The sequence below is a fragment of the Dehalobacter sp. genome, from assembly GCF_030063005.1.
Lineage (GTDB): Bacteria > Bacillota > Desulfitobacteriia > Desulfitobacteriales > Syntrophobotulaceae > Dehalobacter > Dehalobacter restrictus.
On record NZ_JAPDHR010000052.1, the window covers coordinates 31417 to 46268 of the forward strand.

Annotated in this window: 20 protein-coding genes; 18 read left to right on the top strand and 2 right to left on the bottom strand. The window is 42.2% G+C overall.

The window, feature by feature from the left end; translation table 11 throughout:
• Positions 1 to 24 precede the first annotated feature (24 nt).
• The 16 genes from OKX56_RS12740 to OKX56_RS12815 all read left to right on the top strand — a co-directional run bounded on the left by OKX56_RS12740 (position 25) and on the right by OKX56_RS12815 (position 12624).
• Entirely contained in the window at positions 25 to 795 is a 771-nt protein-coding gene (locus tag OKX56_RS12740; protein WP_287896721.1) for an SAF domain-containing protein, read from the top strand.
• 24 nt (positions 796 to 819) lie between these two features.
• Entirely contained in the window at positions 820 to 1650 is an 831-nt protein-coding gene (locus tag OKX56_RS12745; protein WP_287896723.1) for a CpaE/TadZ family protein, read from the top strand.
• A 28-nt stretch (positions 1651 to 1678) separates the two neighbouring features.
• Positions 1679 to 3103: an ATPase, T2SS/T4P/T4SS family gene (locus OKX56_RS12750; RefSeq protein ID WP_287896725.1), complete on the top strand. Its 1425-nt coding sequence runs from the start codon at positions 1679 to 1681 to the stop codon at positions 3101 to 3103.
• Positions 3100 to 4056 (top strand): type II secretion system F family protein, encoded by a 957-nt coding sequence (locus OKX56_RS12755; protein WP_287896727.1) that lies wholly within the window; start codon positions 3100 to 3102, stop codon positions 4054 to 4056. The genes OKX56_RS12750 and OKX56_RS12755 overlap by 4 nt, the downstream gene beginning before the upstream one ends.
• A 6-nt stretch (positions 4057 to 4062) precedes the next feature.
• Positions 4063 to 4965 carry a hypothetical protein gene (locus OKX56_RS12760; RefSeq protein WP_287896729.1) on the top strand — a complete coding sequence of 301 codons (903 nt, stop codon included), beginning with the start codon at positions 4063 to 4065 and terminating at the stop codon, positions 4963 to 4965.
• A gap of 14 nt (positions 4966 to 4979) precedes the next feature.
• Entirely contained in the window at positions 4980 to 5159 is a 180-nt protein-coding gene (locus OKX56_RS12765; RefSeq protein WP_287896731.1) for a hypothetical protein, read from the top strand.
• A gap of 21 nt (positions 5160 to 5180) precedes the next feature.
• Entirely contained in the window at positions 5181 to 5357 is a 177-nt protein-coding gene (locus OKX56_RS12770; RefSeq protein WP_287896734.1) for a hypothetical protein, read from the top strand.
• Between the two features lie 48 nt (positions 5358 to 5405).
• Positions 5406 to 5873, top strand: coding sequence for a TadE/TadG family type IV pilus assembly protein (locus OKX56_RS12775; RefSeq protein WP_287896736.1), 468 nt, complete (start codon positions 5406 to 5408; stop codon positions 5871 to 5873).
• An 11-nt stretch (positions 5874 to 5884) separates the two neighbouring features.
• Positions 5885 to 6409, top strand: coding sequence for a TadE/TadG family type IV pilus assembly protein (locus tag OKX56_RS12780; protein ID WP_287896738.1), 525 nt, complete (start codon positions 5885 to 5887; stop codon positions 6407 to 6409).
• A gap of 14 nt (positions 6410 to 6423) precedes the next feature.
• Complete coding sequence (locus tag OKX56_RS12785; RefSeq protein ID WP_287896740.1) at positions 6424 to 6951, top strand: prepilin peptidase; 528 nt, start codon at positions 6424 to 6426, stop codon at positions 6949 to 6951.
• Between the two features lie 42 nt (positions 6952 to 6993).
• Positions 6994 to 7260, top strand: a complete 267-nt coding sequence (locus OKX56_RS12790) for a hypothetical protein (RefSeq protein ID WP_287896742.1) — start codon at positions 6994 to 6996, stop codon at positions 7258 to 7260.
• Entirely contained in the window at positions 7241 to 8068 is an 828-nt protein-coding gene (locus OKX56_RS12795; protein WP_287896744.1) for a hypothetical protein, read from the top strand. Before OKX56_RS12790 ends, OKX56_RS12795 begins: the two co-directional genes overlap by 20 nt.
• An 11-nt stretch (positions 8069 to 8079) precedes the next feature.
• On the top strand, positions 8080 to 9540 hold the full coding sequence (locus tag OKX56_RS12800) for a radical SAM/SPASM domain-containing protein (RefSeq protein ID WP_287896746.1): 1461 nt from the start codon (positions 8080 to 8082) through the stop codon (positions 9538 to 9540).
• Between the two features lie 15 nt (positions 9541 to 9555).
• Positions 9556 to 10749, top strand: a complete 1194-nt coding sequence (locus OKX56_RS12805) for a U32 family peptidase (protein WP_287896748.1) — start codon at positions 9556 to 9558, stop codon at positions 10747 to 10749.
• Position 10750: 1 nt separating this feature from the next.
• Complete coding sequence (locus tag OKX56_RS12810; protein ID WP_287896750.1) at positions 10751 to 11527, top strand: hypothetical protein; 777 nt, start codon at positions 10751 to 10753, stop codon at positions 11525 to 11527.
• A 107-nt stretch (positions 11528 to 11634) separates the two neighbouring features.
• The gene (locus OKX56_RS12815; RefSeq protein ID WP_287896752.1) at positions 11635 to 12624 is read left to right on the top strand and encodes a radical SAM protein; all 990 of its coding nucleotides are present in this window, start codon (positions 11635 to 11637) and stop codon (positions 12622 to 12624) included.
• 143 nt (positions 12625 to 12767) lie between these two features.
• Here the strand turns inward: OKX56_RS12815 and OKX56_RS12820 are convergent, their stop codons facing one another.
• Both OKX56_RS12820 and OKX56_RS12825 read right to left on the bottom strand, forming a co-directional pair.
• On the bottom strand, positions 12768 to 12899 hold the full coding sequence (locus OKX56_RS12820) for a hypothetical protein (protein ID WP_287896754.1): 132 nt from the start codon (positions 12897 to 12899) through the stop codon (positions 12768 to 12770).
• A gap of 38 nt (positions 12900 to 12937) precedes the next feature.
• Positions 12938 to 13297: a hypothetical protein gene (locus OKX56_RS12825; protein ID WP_287896756.1), complete on the bottom strand. Its 360-nt coding sequence runs from the start codon at positions 13295 to 13297 to the stop codon at positions 12938 to 12940.
• 252 nt (positions 13298 to 13549) lie between these two features.
• On the opposite strand from OKX56_RS12825, the gene OKX56_RS12830 reads away from it, so the two are divergent.
• Positions 13550 to 14110 (top strand): RNA polymerase sigma factor, encoded by a 561-nt coding sequence (locus tag OKX56_RS12830; protein ID WP_287896758.1) that lies wholly within the window; start codon positions 13550 to 13552, stop codon positions 14108 to 14110.
• Positions 14103 to 14843: a DUF4367 domain-containing protein gene (locus OKX56_RS12835; RefSeq protein ID WP_287896760.1), complete on the top strand. Its 741-nt coding sequence runs from the start codon at positions 14103 to 14105 to the stop codon at positions 14841 to 14843. The genes OKX56_RS12830 and OKX56_RS12835 overlap by 8 nt, the downstream gene beginning before the upstream one ends.
• The last annotated feature ends 9 nt before the right edge of the window (positions 14844 to 14852 follow it).

A 14852-nucleotide genomic window follows, 5' to 3' on the forward strand; every position in this document is an offset into this window, starting at 1 on the left:
CAAAGCTGTGAACAATTAAGGAAGGTGTTTAATTTGAGAAAAGTATTTTTTATTTTAGGTTTGGTTATCGCTTTAGGAAGTGGCATGGGTCTTTATTTTTATATGGATTATGCCAAGGGCTTGATTCCTGTGGTTTATGCCGCCGCCAATATTCCCGAAGATACCATCATAAGCGCAGAGCAATTGAAAGTTAAAAGCGTTCCAAGGGAAAGTGTTCCTTCGGGAACTGCGGAGAGCATCAGCCAGGTAGCAAACAAGACTCTGAATTGGCCTTTAAAAGAAGGCGATCCGGTGCGGTTGGATAAAATTGAGCAGAACACCAAGACGGAAGTTGAAAATCCGCGATTGATCGCCTTCAAAACAGATTATAACGGCTCCATTGCCGGTCTTGCCAAGTACGGACAGACTGTTGATCTTGCTTTAACACTTGACCCGAAACAAACGGGCAATTTATCGCTTTCGGGATATATTGTCACGGATTTATTTATTGAAGCGACTGCCGATTCAGCGGGCAAGATATTATCTTCCGCGGATATCCCGCATTTGAATGGGCCAGCATCGGTTGGAAGTTTATCAGGCAATGAGCAAACAACCGGCATCCCGACAGAAATAATAGCCAAGGTTACGCCAAAGCAGTTTTTAGTAATTAAACAGGCCGAGACAATGGGAACGATTTCGCTCGCGCAGCGCGATAGGGATGCCAAGGATCTTTACAACATAAACGATGTTATCGAAAATTCACAGGTGAATATCGGCAAAGATTTTATTGTTGCCTTGCTTCAGCTTCAAAAGTAAATGTTATGGGAGGAAGGAAATCATATGGCTGATGAAAATAATGCGGTTGATCAGCAGTTGAAGAAAATAATCGTCTTGTGGAGTGTGTGCAGTGTTGGAAAGTCAACGCTTGCTTGCAACCTGGCCCGGAAGCTGGCAAAGGGAACAAACTTAAAAATTGGGTTGTTGGATTTTTCGTTAATAACGCCCTGCCTCCACCTATTTTTAGAGCTGGAAGATAAAGAAAGCTCGATTGAATATATCCTTAAGTCTTGGCAGGATAATTATAGTTATCGCGATTTGCTTAAGGAAAATGCTCACATAACAAAGAACCTTCCCAATTTATTATGTTGGACGGGATTAACGAAAGAACCGGAATTAATAGATAAACTGGGGGATATGCAAGCCCGTACAATCATCTCTGTGCTGTCCGATCTTGTAGATATTCTCTTTATTGACGTCCAAAGCGATACGCTGATTATTCCTACAGACGTGGCGCTTAGGGCAGCGACAGATGTCTTGGTCATTGTAGATCAAAACAGAAATACGATTGAGAACACCGCCAAATGGCTTAATAATCTGCATGTCCGAAATATGGATATCGATAAATTCAAACTGATCATCAACCAGTATTCCAATAAGGCGCTGTACACGAAAAATAAAATTGAGAGCAATCTTGGGCTGCCTGTGCTGGGGACAATACCCGGTGTTTCCAAGGTGATTTATGATAACGCCACGGTTTCACTGATTCCCTTGTTGAAATACGGCAAGTTTGATAAAGCAATTGAGAACATTCTGCTGCAGCTTCATTTATCTAAGGCCGTAAAAAAACACCGTATATTTTTTACCGCGCCGCGCTTCGGAAGTTCACGCTGATGCGGAATTCGGATTGGAGGAACCTTAAATGAGAATCAGTTCAGCGAAAGCTGCTGACCCAAAAGCGTATGACAAGGATAGCAAAACCCACCTATATAAAACAACAAGCATTGTCCAGTTCATGTTGACTGAAAACCACCCCAAATTGCTTAACGACGCTATTTATGGGGTAGGGGAAAGCCAAAAACAAATCCGCAATGTTATAAAAGATATCATTCGCCATGAGAAACTCGACGTGCCCGGTATGAGCATCGATAAAATTGCCTGGGAGGCCTATAAAACCATTATTGGCTATGATGTTATCCATGACCTCCTTCTTGAGCCGGAGATCACAGAAATATGCGTAAACGGTCCGCATCAAATCACCTATAAAAAGAATGGAGTCCGGTATTTGGCAAAGGATATTCAGTTTGCCGATCTGGCCCATCTTGAGAAAATAACGGAACGCATCCTGCTCACCTGCCACTCGGAAGCCAACGAGGGCAGCCCTATGGTGGACAATGCCTGGCTTCCGGATCGAAGCAGAGTTGTCATCAATAAAAGCGCCATCGTCCCCAGCCATGGAATCACCTTAAATATCCGGAGATTCAGGGACAAAAACTTCTCTCTGGAAGAACTTGAAAAGATCGGGACGTTAAAGACAGCGGAGAGAAGCAAACTCCGCAACTCTCCTAACAAAGAGTATGAAGTTATCACAAATATCCCAGGCGAGGAACATTCTTTCCGGCAGCTTGATTTTATCCGGGATGTGGTAAGAGCGGGTGCCACGATCATTGTCAGCGGGGGGACCCATACCGGGAAAACAACCTTGATCCGTACCCTGGCCTCGATATTTCAGGATCTTATTCCGGATGAAAACGGTCCGGGCGATCCCCAAAGCGGTTTGCGGATCATCACCATCGAAAACGGGCCGGAGCTGCAGCTGGTAAAATACTACCCCGGTTTGGAGGTTGTTGAAATGCTGGAACGCGACACTAAGTACAATCCTATCGGGGTGGAGGAAATCTACCCGCAGGTTATGAGGATGGACCCGGATGTGATTTTAGTCGGTGAGATCCGTTTTCCAGTCGAAGCCATGTATACGCTTAGGGCCATGCGCTCCGGCCATGCCAATACAATGGCTTCCATTCATACCTATGACGCTGAAGCATGCTGCCAGGAATTAAGAACCAAGGTTCAAGCGATTTCCAACGTTAGCGATAAGGTCATTAATACTGAAATCGTCACGGCAGTGGATATCATTATCCAGCTGGGGATTGTGGACAGAAAAATTGAAATCACCCAAGTCGCTGAATTGGAGCTGGATGCGGAGTGCAATATTGTGATTAAAGATATCTTTAAAAGAGACGGCGACGGAAAAATGATTTTTAACCCCATCAGCAAAAAACTTGTTTACCGTCTTATGGCCAAGGGCAGAAAGAACGCCGGTGATGTTAAGAGGTGGTTGGTATGACGCTTGTTCTTTGTTATGGCATAAGCATTGGGCTCCTAGTATCCGTAACCGCCTGGTTTCTTAGAAAAAATGAAAAGAAGCAGGTATCCGCATTCTTTAATGATAGGGTTAGCCAATTACAGGATAAAGTGAAAAGCAACATCAGGATAAGCAATATTGCAAGATATTATGAGCAAAGAATCTATATAACAAATCTGAAGGTGAGCTTAAAAGCTCTCTTTTTTATGAGTATCGGGTTAAGCTTTATTTCCTTTTTCCTCTCAATATTAACCCTTTCAGAAAAAATTCCAAATCCCACTTACCAGAATCCGGGGGCTGTAATCGTCAGCCATAATATTTTCGGCATGATTATTTTTACGGTCATCGGCTTGCTGATACCCTGGGTCATGATAAATCTTATCTATCACAGTACGCGAAGAAGGCTGAATAAACAGGCCCTGAACACTTTCAGTCTTATCTTAAACAATTATATTGTTCGTAATAATCTTGAAGCCGCGACCTGGGATTCAATTGCCGCCATGCCTTCTCAAATGCGTTCTTTGTTCATAAGAATCCAGTCCCGGGTGAATAAAGGAGAAGAATTTGGCACGGTTGTCTACAAAGTGTCTTTAATTTTAAAACTGCAGTCATTCAGGGATTTTTACAATGTTATCGTTTCTTCGAGACTGGCCGGAGGCAGCACGGAAGAGCTTTTATACAGGCTTACGGACAAAATCAGATCAAGAAAAAACAGGGCGCAATCCATTAAAGAGGATCTTAATCCGTTAATCTCCAAAGCGGTGGCTTTTACGCTGGTAATGATTCTTACGTATCTGGGCGTGAGCCTTGTTTGGCCCGATTCATTGGCACTGGTAAAACAATCTTCATTAGGACACCTTTATACGAATGCCATCATTATCTCTGTCTTAATTGAGGGCACGCTGCTGATGAAATTCTTATCAATGGAGGATTAAGCAAATATGACGATACTTTTGATTTGTTCTATAGGAATATCCCTGGGTTTAATGCTGCTTTTGGCAGCGTTTTTTATTAAGACGAACCGCAGGGAGTCGAAGAAGATAAAATCTCTCGGCACTACCGAGCTTTCGTATAGACAAGCCCAGGAACCTGCTTTAGAAAAACTTCTCAAAAAGACGGCAAAATATATCTCTAAATTATTAAGCAAAACCCCGAGACAGAATCGTTCGGAAAACATGCTGGAAATACTCAAACAACCTGGAACAATGCCGGTGGGTTATGCGGAATTTAGGACTTTTAAAAAATTATCCCCCGTCATATTCGCCATTCTTTTTGGCTTTGCAGGCTTTTCCACAAAAGACTTGCTGATGGCAATAGGGCTGATTTGTACCGGCTTTTTTGTGGGGAGCATAGCGCCCACAGCCATGCTTTCGTATTTTTACAACCAGTACAAAAATACCCTCATTAATGAGTTGTCGGAAATCATGGCCTATATCGTTGATTTGAGAAAAGCAGGACAAACCATAGCCGATTCTATTCGTGGGGCCTTATTCGCGACCAATAAATTACGGCCTCACTTGGAGAAACTCCTGCAGGATATGTCCATTACAGGGCCCAAACCAGCGCTTGCCAAATTGAGTAAAGAAACGGACATCAATGAATTGAAAAACCTAGCGGATATTTTGATGCAATCTATTACTATCGACAGTTCCAATATGGTTGCCTATATGGCCAGCCGGTCCCGGGACATTGAATATATTGAGGGATTAAAAGAAATAAGGCGGTACAAAAACAAAAAAATGCTTGTCGAAGCCTTGACCGCCATTCCTTTTATCATGATCCCGGTAATCATTCTTGTCCCGCTCTTATACCAGGCTAACCAAAGCCTTGGCCAAATCATGTGAGGGGGTGGCAATATGTGAAAAAAATTTTCCGCTGTCTGGCAGCATTGCTGTGTGATGAAAGGGGGGATCTGGTTCAAAATATCGTCTTGCTGTTCGGGGGCATTCTGGCAACAGTAGGCATTGCGGTGATTCTTTACAATACAATAACCGCTAAAATAGCCAATGACTCAGCCGGAATGAGCAAATTGAATTAAGAAGGGGGGGTTATTTTTTTTATGGGCAAAATTCTGAAAAACCTTTATCAAGATGAAGGCGGAGATCTCGTTCAAAATATTATTTGGATCTTCGGCGGTGTTCTGGCTACAGTAGCAGCCGTATCAGTGCTGTTTGTTACCATCCGGGGCAAATTGACGGATATGAATACCAGTATAACCAACATCACGACTCCTTAATGAAAATATTCCTCACCTTGAGGAGGAGGAAGGGAGAGAGCGGATAGCATGCGTTCAGACGTGTGCTATCCGCTTAAAAATATGCTGAAATTACGAAAGAAACCAATGAGAAACCCCCATAATGAGCGGGGCTCCACCTTGATTGAATTCCTAATCGTCTTTGCCTTATGGATAGCGATATTCTTCACCTTCATATCAATGTTTTTCCTTAACAACCTGCAGGGCTCCATGGTTAACGCCGTGAATCTCGGATTGGAAAGGGCTGCCATTGTTGGCGGAACCACGACAGAGGTCCGGAATCTAATTAAAGATCAATTGAAACACACCGGCGTCGATACCGGTTTATTTACGATTACCGGATCGGGCAGTGATGCAAGCCGCGTTGCTTACGGACAATATATAACCATTTCCATAACCGGACCCCGACAATTTACCGATTGGTCAAGCGGTCATCCGGTTGCAAAATCGGAGACGGTTACGGTAACCAAAACGATTATGAGTCAATATTTGCCTTAAGTGAGGTGTTTATGAAGAAGCTATATAAAAGAATACAAGACGACCGGGGTTCATCTCTAATTGAACTGCTGATTTTTCTGGGTATTTCTCTTGCCCTTATCGGTTGGGGGACGGACTACTACCACGCCATAAACATCAAGCGGGGAATAACGGACAGTGTGAAATTTGCCGCTTTAGCGGCCAGCCAGCAAACCGACCAGGCCAAATTAAACCAAGGGGTTTTGGCAATAGACCCAGTGCAAGCGGACGTTGTTTTTCTGGAGATGGTAAAGAAAAATCTATCATTAGACAATAGTCTGAATCCCCTTCCTGGCTCGCCGGTTATATATGTCAATAAAGCAACGCTTTATTATCATACCTATAATTCCGATGTTTTGCCGGCGGTAAGCCCGATTGATGGTCACGCTATCACGGAGCCGTCCTACGTGGTTTATATCGAAGTCAGAGTAAAGCGCGGCTTGACCCAAATCGTAAATTCAACCCCTTATTGGACGATCAAAGTAGCCAAAGACGCTGCTTTGAAAATCTCGCCATAATTTGAAATGTAAGGATGATGCAGGAAATGGTTAAGGATTTGGCATTGCTGATCCCTTTAATACTGCTGTCAATTTGTGTTCTGACGGATTGGCGGAAGCGGAAAATATATAATTGGGTGACGATTCCGGGCTTAATTCTCGGAATTTTTTATCTTATATACGCCAAAGCATATTCCGCAAGTTACTGTCTGTCTTTCTTTTTCCTTTTCTTAATTCTCTTATTCGTCTATTCCCACGGGGCGATGAGGGGAGGTGATGTTAAATTGCTGTTGGCTCTCAGCCTGTTTTTAACACCCGGGGCCTTCTTCTTTAACTCAGCTATCTTCATGTTTTCAGCTTTCTTTTATTTCTTTTTTCAAACTGTAAGGGTCAAAGGCTTATCCCGAACGATTCATGATGTAAAAACAGATTCGCTAGTATTAATCGCTATCGGAGAAAACAACAATTCCTTTGCCAATGGCGTCAAAAGCAGACCCTTTCCTGGAGGAGGAGCTGTGTTGATCTCTTCATGCTATATACTTACTTCATTCTTGTTTTTATAACTTTCTTTTTTAGTAACATTGTTTTTTAGGAGGAAAAAGGATATGTTTAAATGGGAATTGGATGTTTCTGACAATTTGAATCAAAGAACGGAAGGCTTCAGCGCTTCGATTGGGATGAGCAGGGAAAGATTTATCAAGCTCGCCATATTGTCTCAACTGGAAGAAATGGAGATGAATATGGACGAACGTCGCAGAACTGCTGACCCGTCGGAGAATAAAACACTTTCCCAAACCTATATCAAAATAGGTGATGAGGATGTTCCGGTAGGCCCGAAAGGAGGATACGACCATGTTAAAGTTAAGAGTTAAAACATTTTCCATTTTGCTTCTTGTTTTGTCTATGCTTCTTTTTGGCTGCAGCCCCAAAAAGACTGAGCCAGTACAAAATACCCCGGCTCAGCAGGAGACGCAGATTCAAAAAGACAATCAAAGCCCGGAAAAAGAGCTTGAGCCGATTAAAGAGACTGAACCGGAGCAAGCTCCGCAGCCGGAAATCAAAACCGAAGCCGAAACCGAAACAAAAGCCCAGTCCAGTGTCGAGCCCCAAAGCCAGCAAAAGATTGAACCGAATCAGCCAAGCGAGCCTGACCCGGTTGCGCCAAGCAAACCTGAACCTGGGCCTGCGCCGGAGCAGAACCTTCCCGCCAATTCCGGATTATCTTTGTACAGCTTGGGACAGCAGGTTTATGTCCAAAATAATGCCACCAAAACAGACAAAGAAAAAGCTGCTTATGAAGCGGCAGCCCGGTGGTTGGTAGAGTTTAAATCTACCGATTATAAGAAGCTTGAAGCAATGTCGCAAATGCCGGGAAGCGGTTACACGACGGCGAATTTCCAAAGTTCGTTGGACAAATTTTTCCCGAATTTCAGATCGGAAAGCATCAAAAACAAGGATACTAGACAGATGAAGTCTTTATGCCTTGACGATATAAGCTTTAATCAAATCCCCCAATTAAATAATCAGGAAGGGGCATTCCTGAAGTTTACCATCGTTATTAATGCGGCGCAAAACGGCGGCAACTTTTGGGTAAGCAAATATGAGGAAAGAATTATTTTGCTGCAGGTAAACGGGGTTTGGAAGGTCGATTCTGAAGAAAACACCCAGCTGAAGATGTAGGGGGTATGCTTATGAATTTAATAGCCAAAGATGAGTTGTATCAGTTCCGCAAATTCAACAACAAATACGAACGGGAACTGCGCAGCTGTATTTACCAGGAAATTATGCCCGGCATGAGTTCCGGGGAGATTCTGGACATTATTGCGGGCAATAAAAGCTTAATGTTTTCCATGTCTCTCAAGCAGATTAAAAGGCATAAGGAGTATTTTGAGGGCGATATCGATTTCAAAAAGATGGCTGCCGCAGAAAATATTACGTACCCCGATAAAACTACTTTGATCGTAAAAACGACGCATGCCTGCAACCTGCATTGTCCCTATTGCTACGATGTGATGTTCCGCAAGGATCTTGACGCGGAAGGCAACAAAGTCACGCTGGAAGTGGTCAGGCAGATTTTGAAAGTGTTCAAAGACGTGAATGTCGGCACTTGGATCTGGCACGGCGGAGAGCCGTTGCTGATCGGAAAAGAATTTTATGATGAAGCAAACGCCCTGATTAAGCAGCAATTCAAGAAAGTCAATATTTGCATGCAATCCAACTTAACCCTGATTGACGATGAGAACGCCGCTGTTTTGAGAAAGTGGAATATCCGGCCGGGCTTCAGTTTCGATGGTTTGACAAACCATTTGACCCGGAAAAATACCAACAGGTTGATGCGGTCCATTGCCACAGCAGACAAAAACGAGGTCTTGGGCGGAGCCATCATGATCATTACGAAAGATAACATCCACCACATGATTGACGATTACGAATACTTCAAACGCTTAGGCCTGGGCTGCAAGATGAACCTCATCTTTGCGGCCCATAAAAATATGAATTCCTATACCCTGGAAGGGAAAATGGTTGCTGAGGAAATCTGCAAATTCTTTGACTATTGGATTTTAGATACGTATAGACCGGCTGATTCGGATCTGTGCGAGCGATATCTCATGGCCGCCTTGGATGCCGGCGGTTCCTGCGCTTTTACGGACTGCGCCGGCAAGGATTACTGGTTTTCAACCCAGCCCGACGGGACGATTTATCATTGCGGCCGGGACTGGCCGGAGAGCGCCGCCGTGTCTTTCGGGAATATTTTTGAGATGGAATCGGTTGAGGATATCTTAAATCATCCCAACCATATAAGCTGGTACGAGGGAACCCGGCGGATGCTGCAGCATTGCGGCGATTGCGATTATTTCTACAGCTGCCATAGCGGCTGCTACAATGACAATATCCAGTATGATTTGACCATGAATAAGCCGGAGCCTGAAAATTGCTACACCCACCGGCACGTGATCAGCCATATCATACGGGTTATTAATGAGATTGATTATGACGATATGCCGAAATATAACCCAAGATTCTTGAACTTTTTATTCAGGCATCAATTCCGGAGCGCCAAAATGATGAAAAATATTTTAGAAGAATCGATTAAACGGATAGAAACTCCTGTCAACGCGGAAAACAAGCTGAAGGAGTTTCTCGCGATTTAAAGAGAGGTTGATATAATGATCAATATCTTTAAGAAAAAGCAAAAATTCCAACCCCCGAACCAGCCGCAGGAACTGTACTACTCAGTTCCTTTATTGTTTGACTATGGATATATTCAGGAATTAATCAAGCTTAACAGCCAGGATCAGGCCAAGTATAAAATCCGTTCCGTATATAACAGTCTGCCTGTTACATCCTACGCCAAATCAGGGTATGAACATGGACGGTCGGTTAATTTGCAGGAAGACAGCGGCAAAACCCGGACCCTGGAAGATTTAAGACCTTATATCAAAGAGCTTTCCGATAACAGGATAGCGTTCATTTATCTAATGAATAATATCTCAACTATTTCCCTGTATGACTTTGAAGCCAATATTCCTCAACTGAAGCAGTTTGTCGAGCATCTGGCGGATATCGGGGTGCGAAGCATTACGGTTGGAAGCCAGCTTCTTGCCGACTTCCTGAAAGAGGAATTCAGCGGGCTCACGGTAAACGCCTCAACGATGATGGATATCCGGTCAATCAACCAGGCAAAGTATGTGAGCGAAAATCTAGGGATCTCCACTGTCATTCCTGCTTCCGATCTCAACAAAGATTTTACTTTTATCGAATCGTTTAAGAAGCTGCTGCCTGATGTTGGCTTGGAGTTGATGGCCGATGAGGGCTGCATATTTTGTTGTCCGACTAAGAATATTCATTATGCTTTGTTTGGCAGGCAGGAGAATATTCATAAATGCAGTCCGTTATTCCGGGAATTCCCTAAATTCATCTGCGATCAGATTACCTTTAAAAGTCCGGCAGTTCAAATGGTGCTGAATAGGATTATTTACCCTTGGGAAATCCCCTGCTATGAGAAAGCAGGGGTGAACAGCATCAAGCTGGTTGGCAGGGATCACCCCAAGCCAGAATTGGTCAATAAGATAAGGGCCTATATGTTTGGCGCTGCCGATCTGGAATACGCGCTGAATGAATTCTACAATACTTACAATTCACGTTTTATGAACAAGGTTTTCCATCCGTACGGAACACTGAAGATGAAGGAGATATTTGAGTTTTTGCCCAAGCTTGATTACTTCATAGATAATAAGCCGCAATGTGCTGCCCAGTGCGGGGCTATATGCAAGTATTGTTTCCATAAAGCGGAACAGCTTGAGAATTATGTTGCGGAGAAAGGGCAGGCGGAGGCATTGTCCTGTGCGGTAGGTGAATGATATGGCAAGAACGTTTTCCAGATTGAAAAAATTGCTGTTTGCCTTTGTTTCATTAAGCATCCTGCATGCTTCAATAACTCAAGACCTGGTTCTTGACAACAATCATCCGGATGGGCCCAAAGCCAAGGAGGGCAAATACTCCAAGGCTTTGGGTCTTAAGTTTTCCTTGCAGCCCGAAAAAGCTTTCGCATGGGTGGAATGGTCATGGCCTAATTCCGGATGGAGCAATTATGGAAATTACGGCGCTTATACCGATGTCTACAACAATACTTACGGCAATTATGTAAATTGGAACGCCAATTACTCGAATGCCGGTGTTTGGGAAAACCACACGCAATGGGAAAACCATACCGAAACATGGAGCCAATATTCGAATTGGACGGCTTATTCTAATTACAGCAACTACAGCAACTATGGCAACTATGGTGATTGGGGCGCTTACAGCAATTATTCCAATTATAGCGATTGGAATAACTGGACACCGCCCCCCTCGGTTGTGGCCAGCGTGCAGGCCGTCGCCTTTCCTAACACCACAATCCAGATTACAGCTACAACGACCGGGAGCACTACTTCCGTCACCGCGACCAATTCCTTAAATTCAACAGTCATTGCTTTTACAAATACCGGAGGAAATACATGGATGGGATCTTTTGCGATTCCCGCCGGGACAACTGTCCAGCCGATAACTTTTTATGTTACCGCCAGCAACAGTTCAGGATCAAGCAATGCCGTTGCCATCACAAATGTGAAACACTTTCAAAATGTCATTACCCGGTAAATGAAAGCTTGATTGTTATTTTTTACTGTCCAAATATTTTAAGATATCTATTTCTCCTTCTTCATTACAATATGTGCCGCCAGTGGCGCGGCGGAATGGAGGTTCCTATGAATATCATGTTAAATAATTACTGCAACTTGAAATGTTCCTATTGCTTTGCCAACTGTGATCCAAAGAACAAGGTCGATATTTCCGATGATAATTATGGTTATATAATCGATTTCTTTAAGAAATCGGCGCATGCTGATTTAAGGCTGCTCGGGGGAGAGCCGACACTGCATCCGAACTTTGAAAAGTGGGTGAATCAAGGAATAGATGATCCATTTTTCCGGAGAATCCAGATTTTCACCAATGCTATTGCTTTAGATAATGCCTTGAGCCGATCCATTGTGGATAATAAGGTTTCATTCTTGATTAATTTGAATGGGCCGGATGTAATCGGTGAGCATCTATATAAAAGGACAATAGGCAATGTAGAAAACCTGGTATTCGAATATCGCAGAAAGAATATCGAACCCCAGGTTACGCTCGGCATTAATATCTTTGAGCCGGACTTTCAATATCAATATATTATTGAGCAAAGCAAGAGACTAAAATTAAAGACCATCCGGTACAGCATTACCGTACCCTCGGATAATAACCAGAAGGGCAGTCTTGAACATTATGAAAGTTTTGTTCCCGGATTAGTTGACTTTTTAGACGATTGCCATAGAAACGGGATTTCTCCCCATGTTGATTGCAATAATCCGCCTAAGTGTATCTTTTCCAATGAGCAGCTTGTGAATTTCATCTACTCGGGTTTTGATCTGATTCACAAGGGAATCTGTTCGCCGGTTATGGATATAAGGCCCGACTTAAGTGTCGCACGGTGTTTCGTTTTTGAAGATTATCTAAGCGTAAATATTAAAGACTTTAATACCGTTCAAGAGGTCAGCGATTTCTTTCTGCGTAAGATTGACAGTAGAAGATATAGCAATCCTCCGTTTAAGCAATGTTCCGGATGCAGGTTCTGGGAAGAAAAGAAATGTATCGGCGGTTGTTTGGGGTATAGTGTCAGGGGAAAGTTATCTGCATGCAATAGCAGAAACTTTTCTTAAGGAAATTGTAGAATTACTTCTTGCTAAAGGTTGAAAAATATAAAAGGGGGGGACTAATAAAAATTGTTGAAGCAGTGAATCAATTGATTATAATATAGATAAGCAATTTTTTTCCGTACCAGGGTTTTACCTTGGTACTTTTTTTATATAATCTGCTCTTTTTTCTTTGAATAGAATATTCCCGCTGAAAAGATTACTAACGCAACAAATATAACGGTAAACATAGAAACGCCAAAAGCTTTACCGCCTCCTAATGCGATACCTATATTGTCCATTTTATTTCACCTCCAGTCTGTTTTCCCCACCCTTAAAATTAACTTTCTGGTTTCTTTATGAACATGGATAAAAGTAAAACTAATCCTACAGCAATAAGGAATTTATTACTTGTTTTGCTAGTGGATTTTGTGCCTAAACTTTCCTTGGCCTTTTCTATGGCCTTTTCAGCATAATTATAATGAGGCTCCTGAATTTGGCTTGGATCAACTTTATCCGGGTCATTTTCAACGAGATATTTGATCCTTTCTTCATCACTAAGAGTAACAAAATGAGTTAATCCAGCCTCGATTATATTGCTAATTGGAATGCCTGTTTTCTTAGCACACTCAATCAGGTGATCATTGATTCTAACACTATGTACTGAACGATCAAGAAATTCTTCATTTATACTGCTCATATTTATTCCTCCCGAGGAAAATAATACCAACAAAATGATATTTAGTCAATATGATATTGTAAATTGTATTACAATTAACTATTTTTATATTACAATATCTTTGGAGGTTACTAGACGTTAAATCGACGGGGCAACTTAATTGCATTTTGTATGTTATAATTATCAATAATTAGAAAATATTGTCTTAAGCAAGAGGTTATTAAAAAATAATTGCAAGAGAACTAGAATCCCATTTGAAAGAAGAGAAAAGATATGCTGTTTATTCTTGCTGTGTTTGAAAATAAAGAACACCGAAGCCGGTTGGAAGCTTTATATAATGAACATGCTTCATTAATGTACAAGATAGCCTATAGAATCCTGAAAGATCAGCATCTGGCCCAGGATGCTGTTCAGGAAGCATTTATTAATATCTCTAAGAATTTTGATAAAATTATTAAAATTGACTGTAACAAAACAAGGGCATTATTCGTTATTATTGTTAGAAATGTTTCCATCGATATCTACCGGCTGAGGGAAAAGCAGACAGGCGTTTCTTATGAAGAGATTGAAGAAACTTTATCAGAACAGGGACCAAGTGTAGAAGAGATCCTTGTGAGTGCTGAGACTTTTGCTAAACTGGCAAAAAAGATGAAGGAACTGAATCCTTCTTATGCGGACATCCTTTCTCTGAAATATTTTTATAATTATAAAGATGAGGAAATCTCGCAGATGTTAAACATTACTCCGGAGAATACCCGGACCAGGCTTAGTCGGGCTAGAAAGAACCTGATTAAGCTATTACTGCAGGAACAGGAGGCGGCGAACCATGAGTGAGCATAAACCTGCAGAAGTGCATGCAAAAGAAAAAATGATGGAAGCTCTTTTTGAATATGCTGCTGCCTGCCACGTCGATAATATATTAGATGAAAATCCGGTTGGGGAGGATTCATCCCGTGAATTTACCCTTCCACCCGAATTTGACAAGAAAATGAAGAAAATGATAGCCCGCCATGACAGAAAAGGAACCTTAAAAGACATCAGAAAAAAGACAATAAAATATTTGCCTAAAGCAGCAATTTTTCTGCTGGTTTTAATAGGCAGCTTTACTATAATCGTAGCCAGTGTTGAGGCTCTGCGGGTTAAAGCAATAAATATTATCTATGATATGCAGAATCAGTTCACCAGCATTCGGACAACAGACGAAGATAACACAAAAATGCTTATCGACATACCGCAGGATTGGAACGGATATGTTCCCAATTATATTCCTCCCGGTTTTAGGATTGATAATTCGGAAGAAAGCAAGATGATGAAGATTATCAGCTATAAAAGCGGACAAGGCCAAAGCATCGTATTCACACAGTATTTAAATCTCAATACAGACCTGCGAATTGATACGGAAGGAGCTGCGGTCCAAAATATTACGGTTCAAAATAATGAAGCACTTTTATCCGAAAAACAAGGACTGATCAGTATCGTTTGGAAAGAAGAGTATTTATTTTCCCTAATAGGGGATGCGGATAAGACGGAAATGCTAAAAATGGCAGAAAGTATGAAGAAAAAATAAATTCAACAT

Excerpts from the sequence above, each read along its gene's own strand:
- OKX56_RS12745 (WP_287896723.1), top strand. The coding sequence starts at position 820 with ATGGCTGATGAAAATAATGCGGTTGATCAGCAGTTGAAGAAAATAATC.
- OKX56_RS12750 (WP_287896725.1), top strand. The coding sequence starts at position 1,679 with ATGAGAATCAGTTCAGCGAAAGCTGCTGACCCAAAAGCGTATGACAAG.
- OKX56_RS12755 (WP_287896727.1), top strand. The coding sequence starts at position 3,100 with ATGACGCTTGTTCTTTGTTATGGCATAAGCATTGGGCTCCTAGTATCC.
- OKX56_RS12760 (WP_287896729.1), top strand. The coding sequence starts at position 4,063 with ATGACGATACTTTTGATTTGTTCTATAGGAATATCCCTGGGTTTAATG.
- OKX56_RS12770 (WP_287896734.1), top strand. The coding sequence starts at position 5,181 with ATGGGCAAAATTCTGAAAAACCTTTATCAAGATGAAGGCGGAGATCTC.
- OKX56_RS12775 (WP_287896736.1), top strand. The coding sequence starts at position 5,406 with ATGCGTTCAGACGTGTGCTATCCGCTTAAAAATATGCTGAAATTACGA.
- OKX56_RS12780 (WP_287896738.1), top strand. The coding sequence starts at position 5,885 with ATGAAGAAGCTATATAAAAGAATACAAGACGACCGGGGTTCATCTCTA.
- OKX56_RS12785 (WP_287896740.1), top strand. The coding sequence starts at position 6,424 with ATGATGCAGGAAATGGTTAAGGATTTGGCATTGCTGATCCCTTTAATA.
- OKX56_RS12790 (WP_287896742.1), top strand. The coding sequence starts at position 6,994 with ATGTTTAAATGGGAATTGGATGTTTCTGACAATTTGAATCAAAGAACG.
- OKX56_RS12795 (WP_287896744.1), top strand. The coding sequence starts at position 7,241 with ATGTTAAAGTTAAGAGTTAAAACATTTTCCATTTTGCTTCTTGTTTTG.
- OKX56_RS12800 (WP_287896746.1), top strand. The coding sequence starts at position 8,080 with ATGAATTTAATAGCCAAAGATGAGTTGTATCAGTTCCGCAAATTCAAC.
- OKX56_RS12805 (WP_287896748.1), top strand. The coding sequence starts at position 9,556 with ATGATCAATATCTTTAAGAAAAAGCAAAAATTCCAACCCCCGAACCAG.
- OKX56_RS12810 (WP_287896750.1), top strand. The coding sequence starts at position 10,751 with ATGGCAAGAACGTTTTCCAGATTGAAAAAATTGCTGTTTGCCTTTGTT.
- OKX56_RS12815 (WP_287896752.1), top strand. The coding sequence starts at position 11,635 with ATGAATATCATGTTAAATAATTACTGCAACTTGAAATGTTCCTATTGC.
- OKX56_RS12820 (WP_287896754.1), bottom strand. The coding sequence starts at position 12,899 with ATGGACAATATAGGTATCGCATTAGGAGGCGGTAAAGCTTTTGGCGTT.
- OKX56_RS12825 (WP_287896756.1), bottom strand. The coding sequence starts at position 13,297 with ATGAGCAGTATAAATGAAGAATTTCTTGATCGTTCAGTACATAGTGTT.
- OKX56_RS12830 (WP_287896758.1), top strand. The coding sequence starts at position 13,550 with ATGCTGTTTATTCTTGCTGTGTTTGAAAATAAAGAACACCGAAGCCGG.
- OKX56_RS12835 (WP_287896760.1), top strand. The coding sequence starts at position 14,103 with ATGAGTGAGCATAAACCTGCAGAAGTGCATGCAAAAGAAAAAATGATG.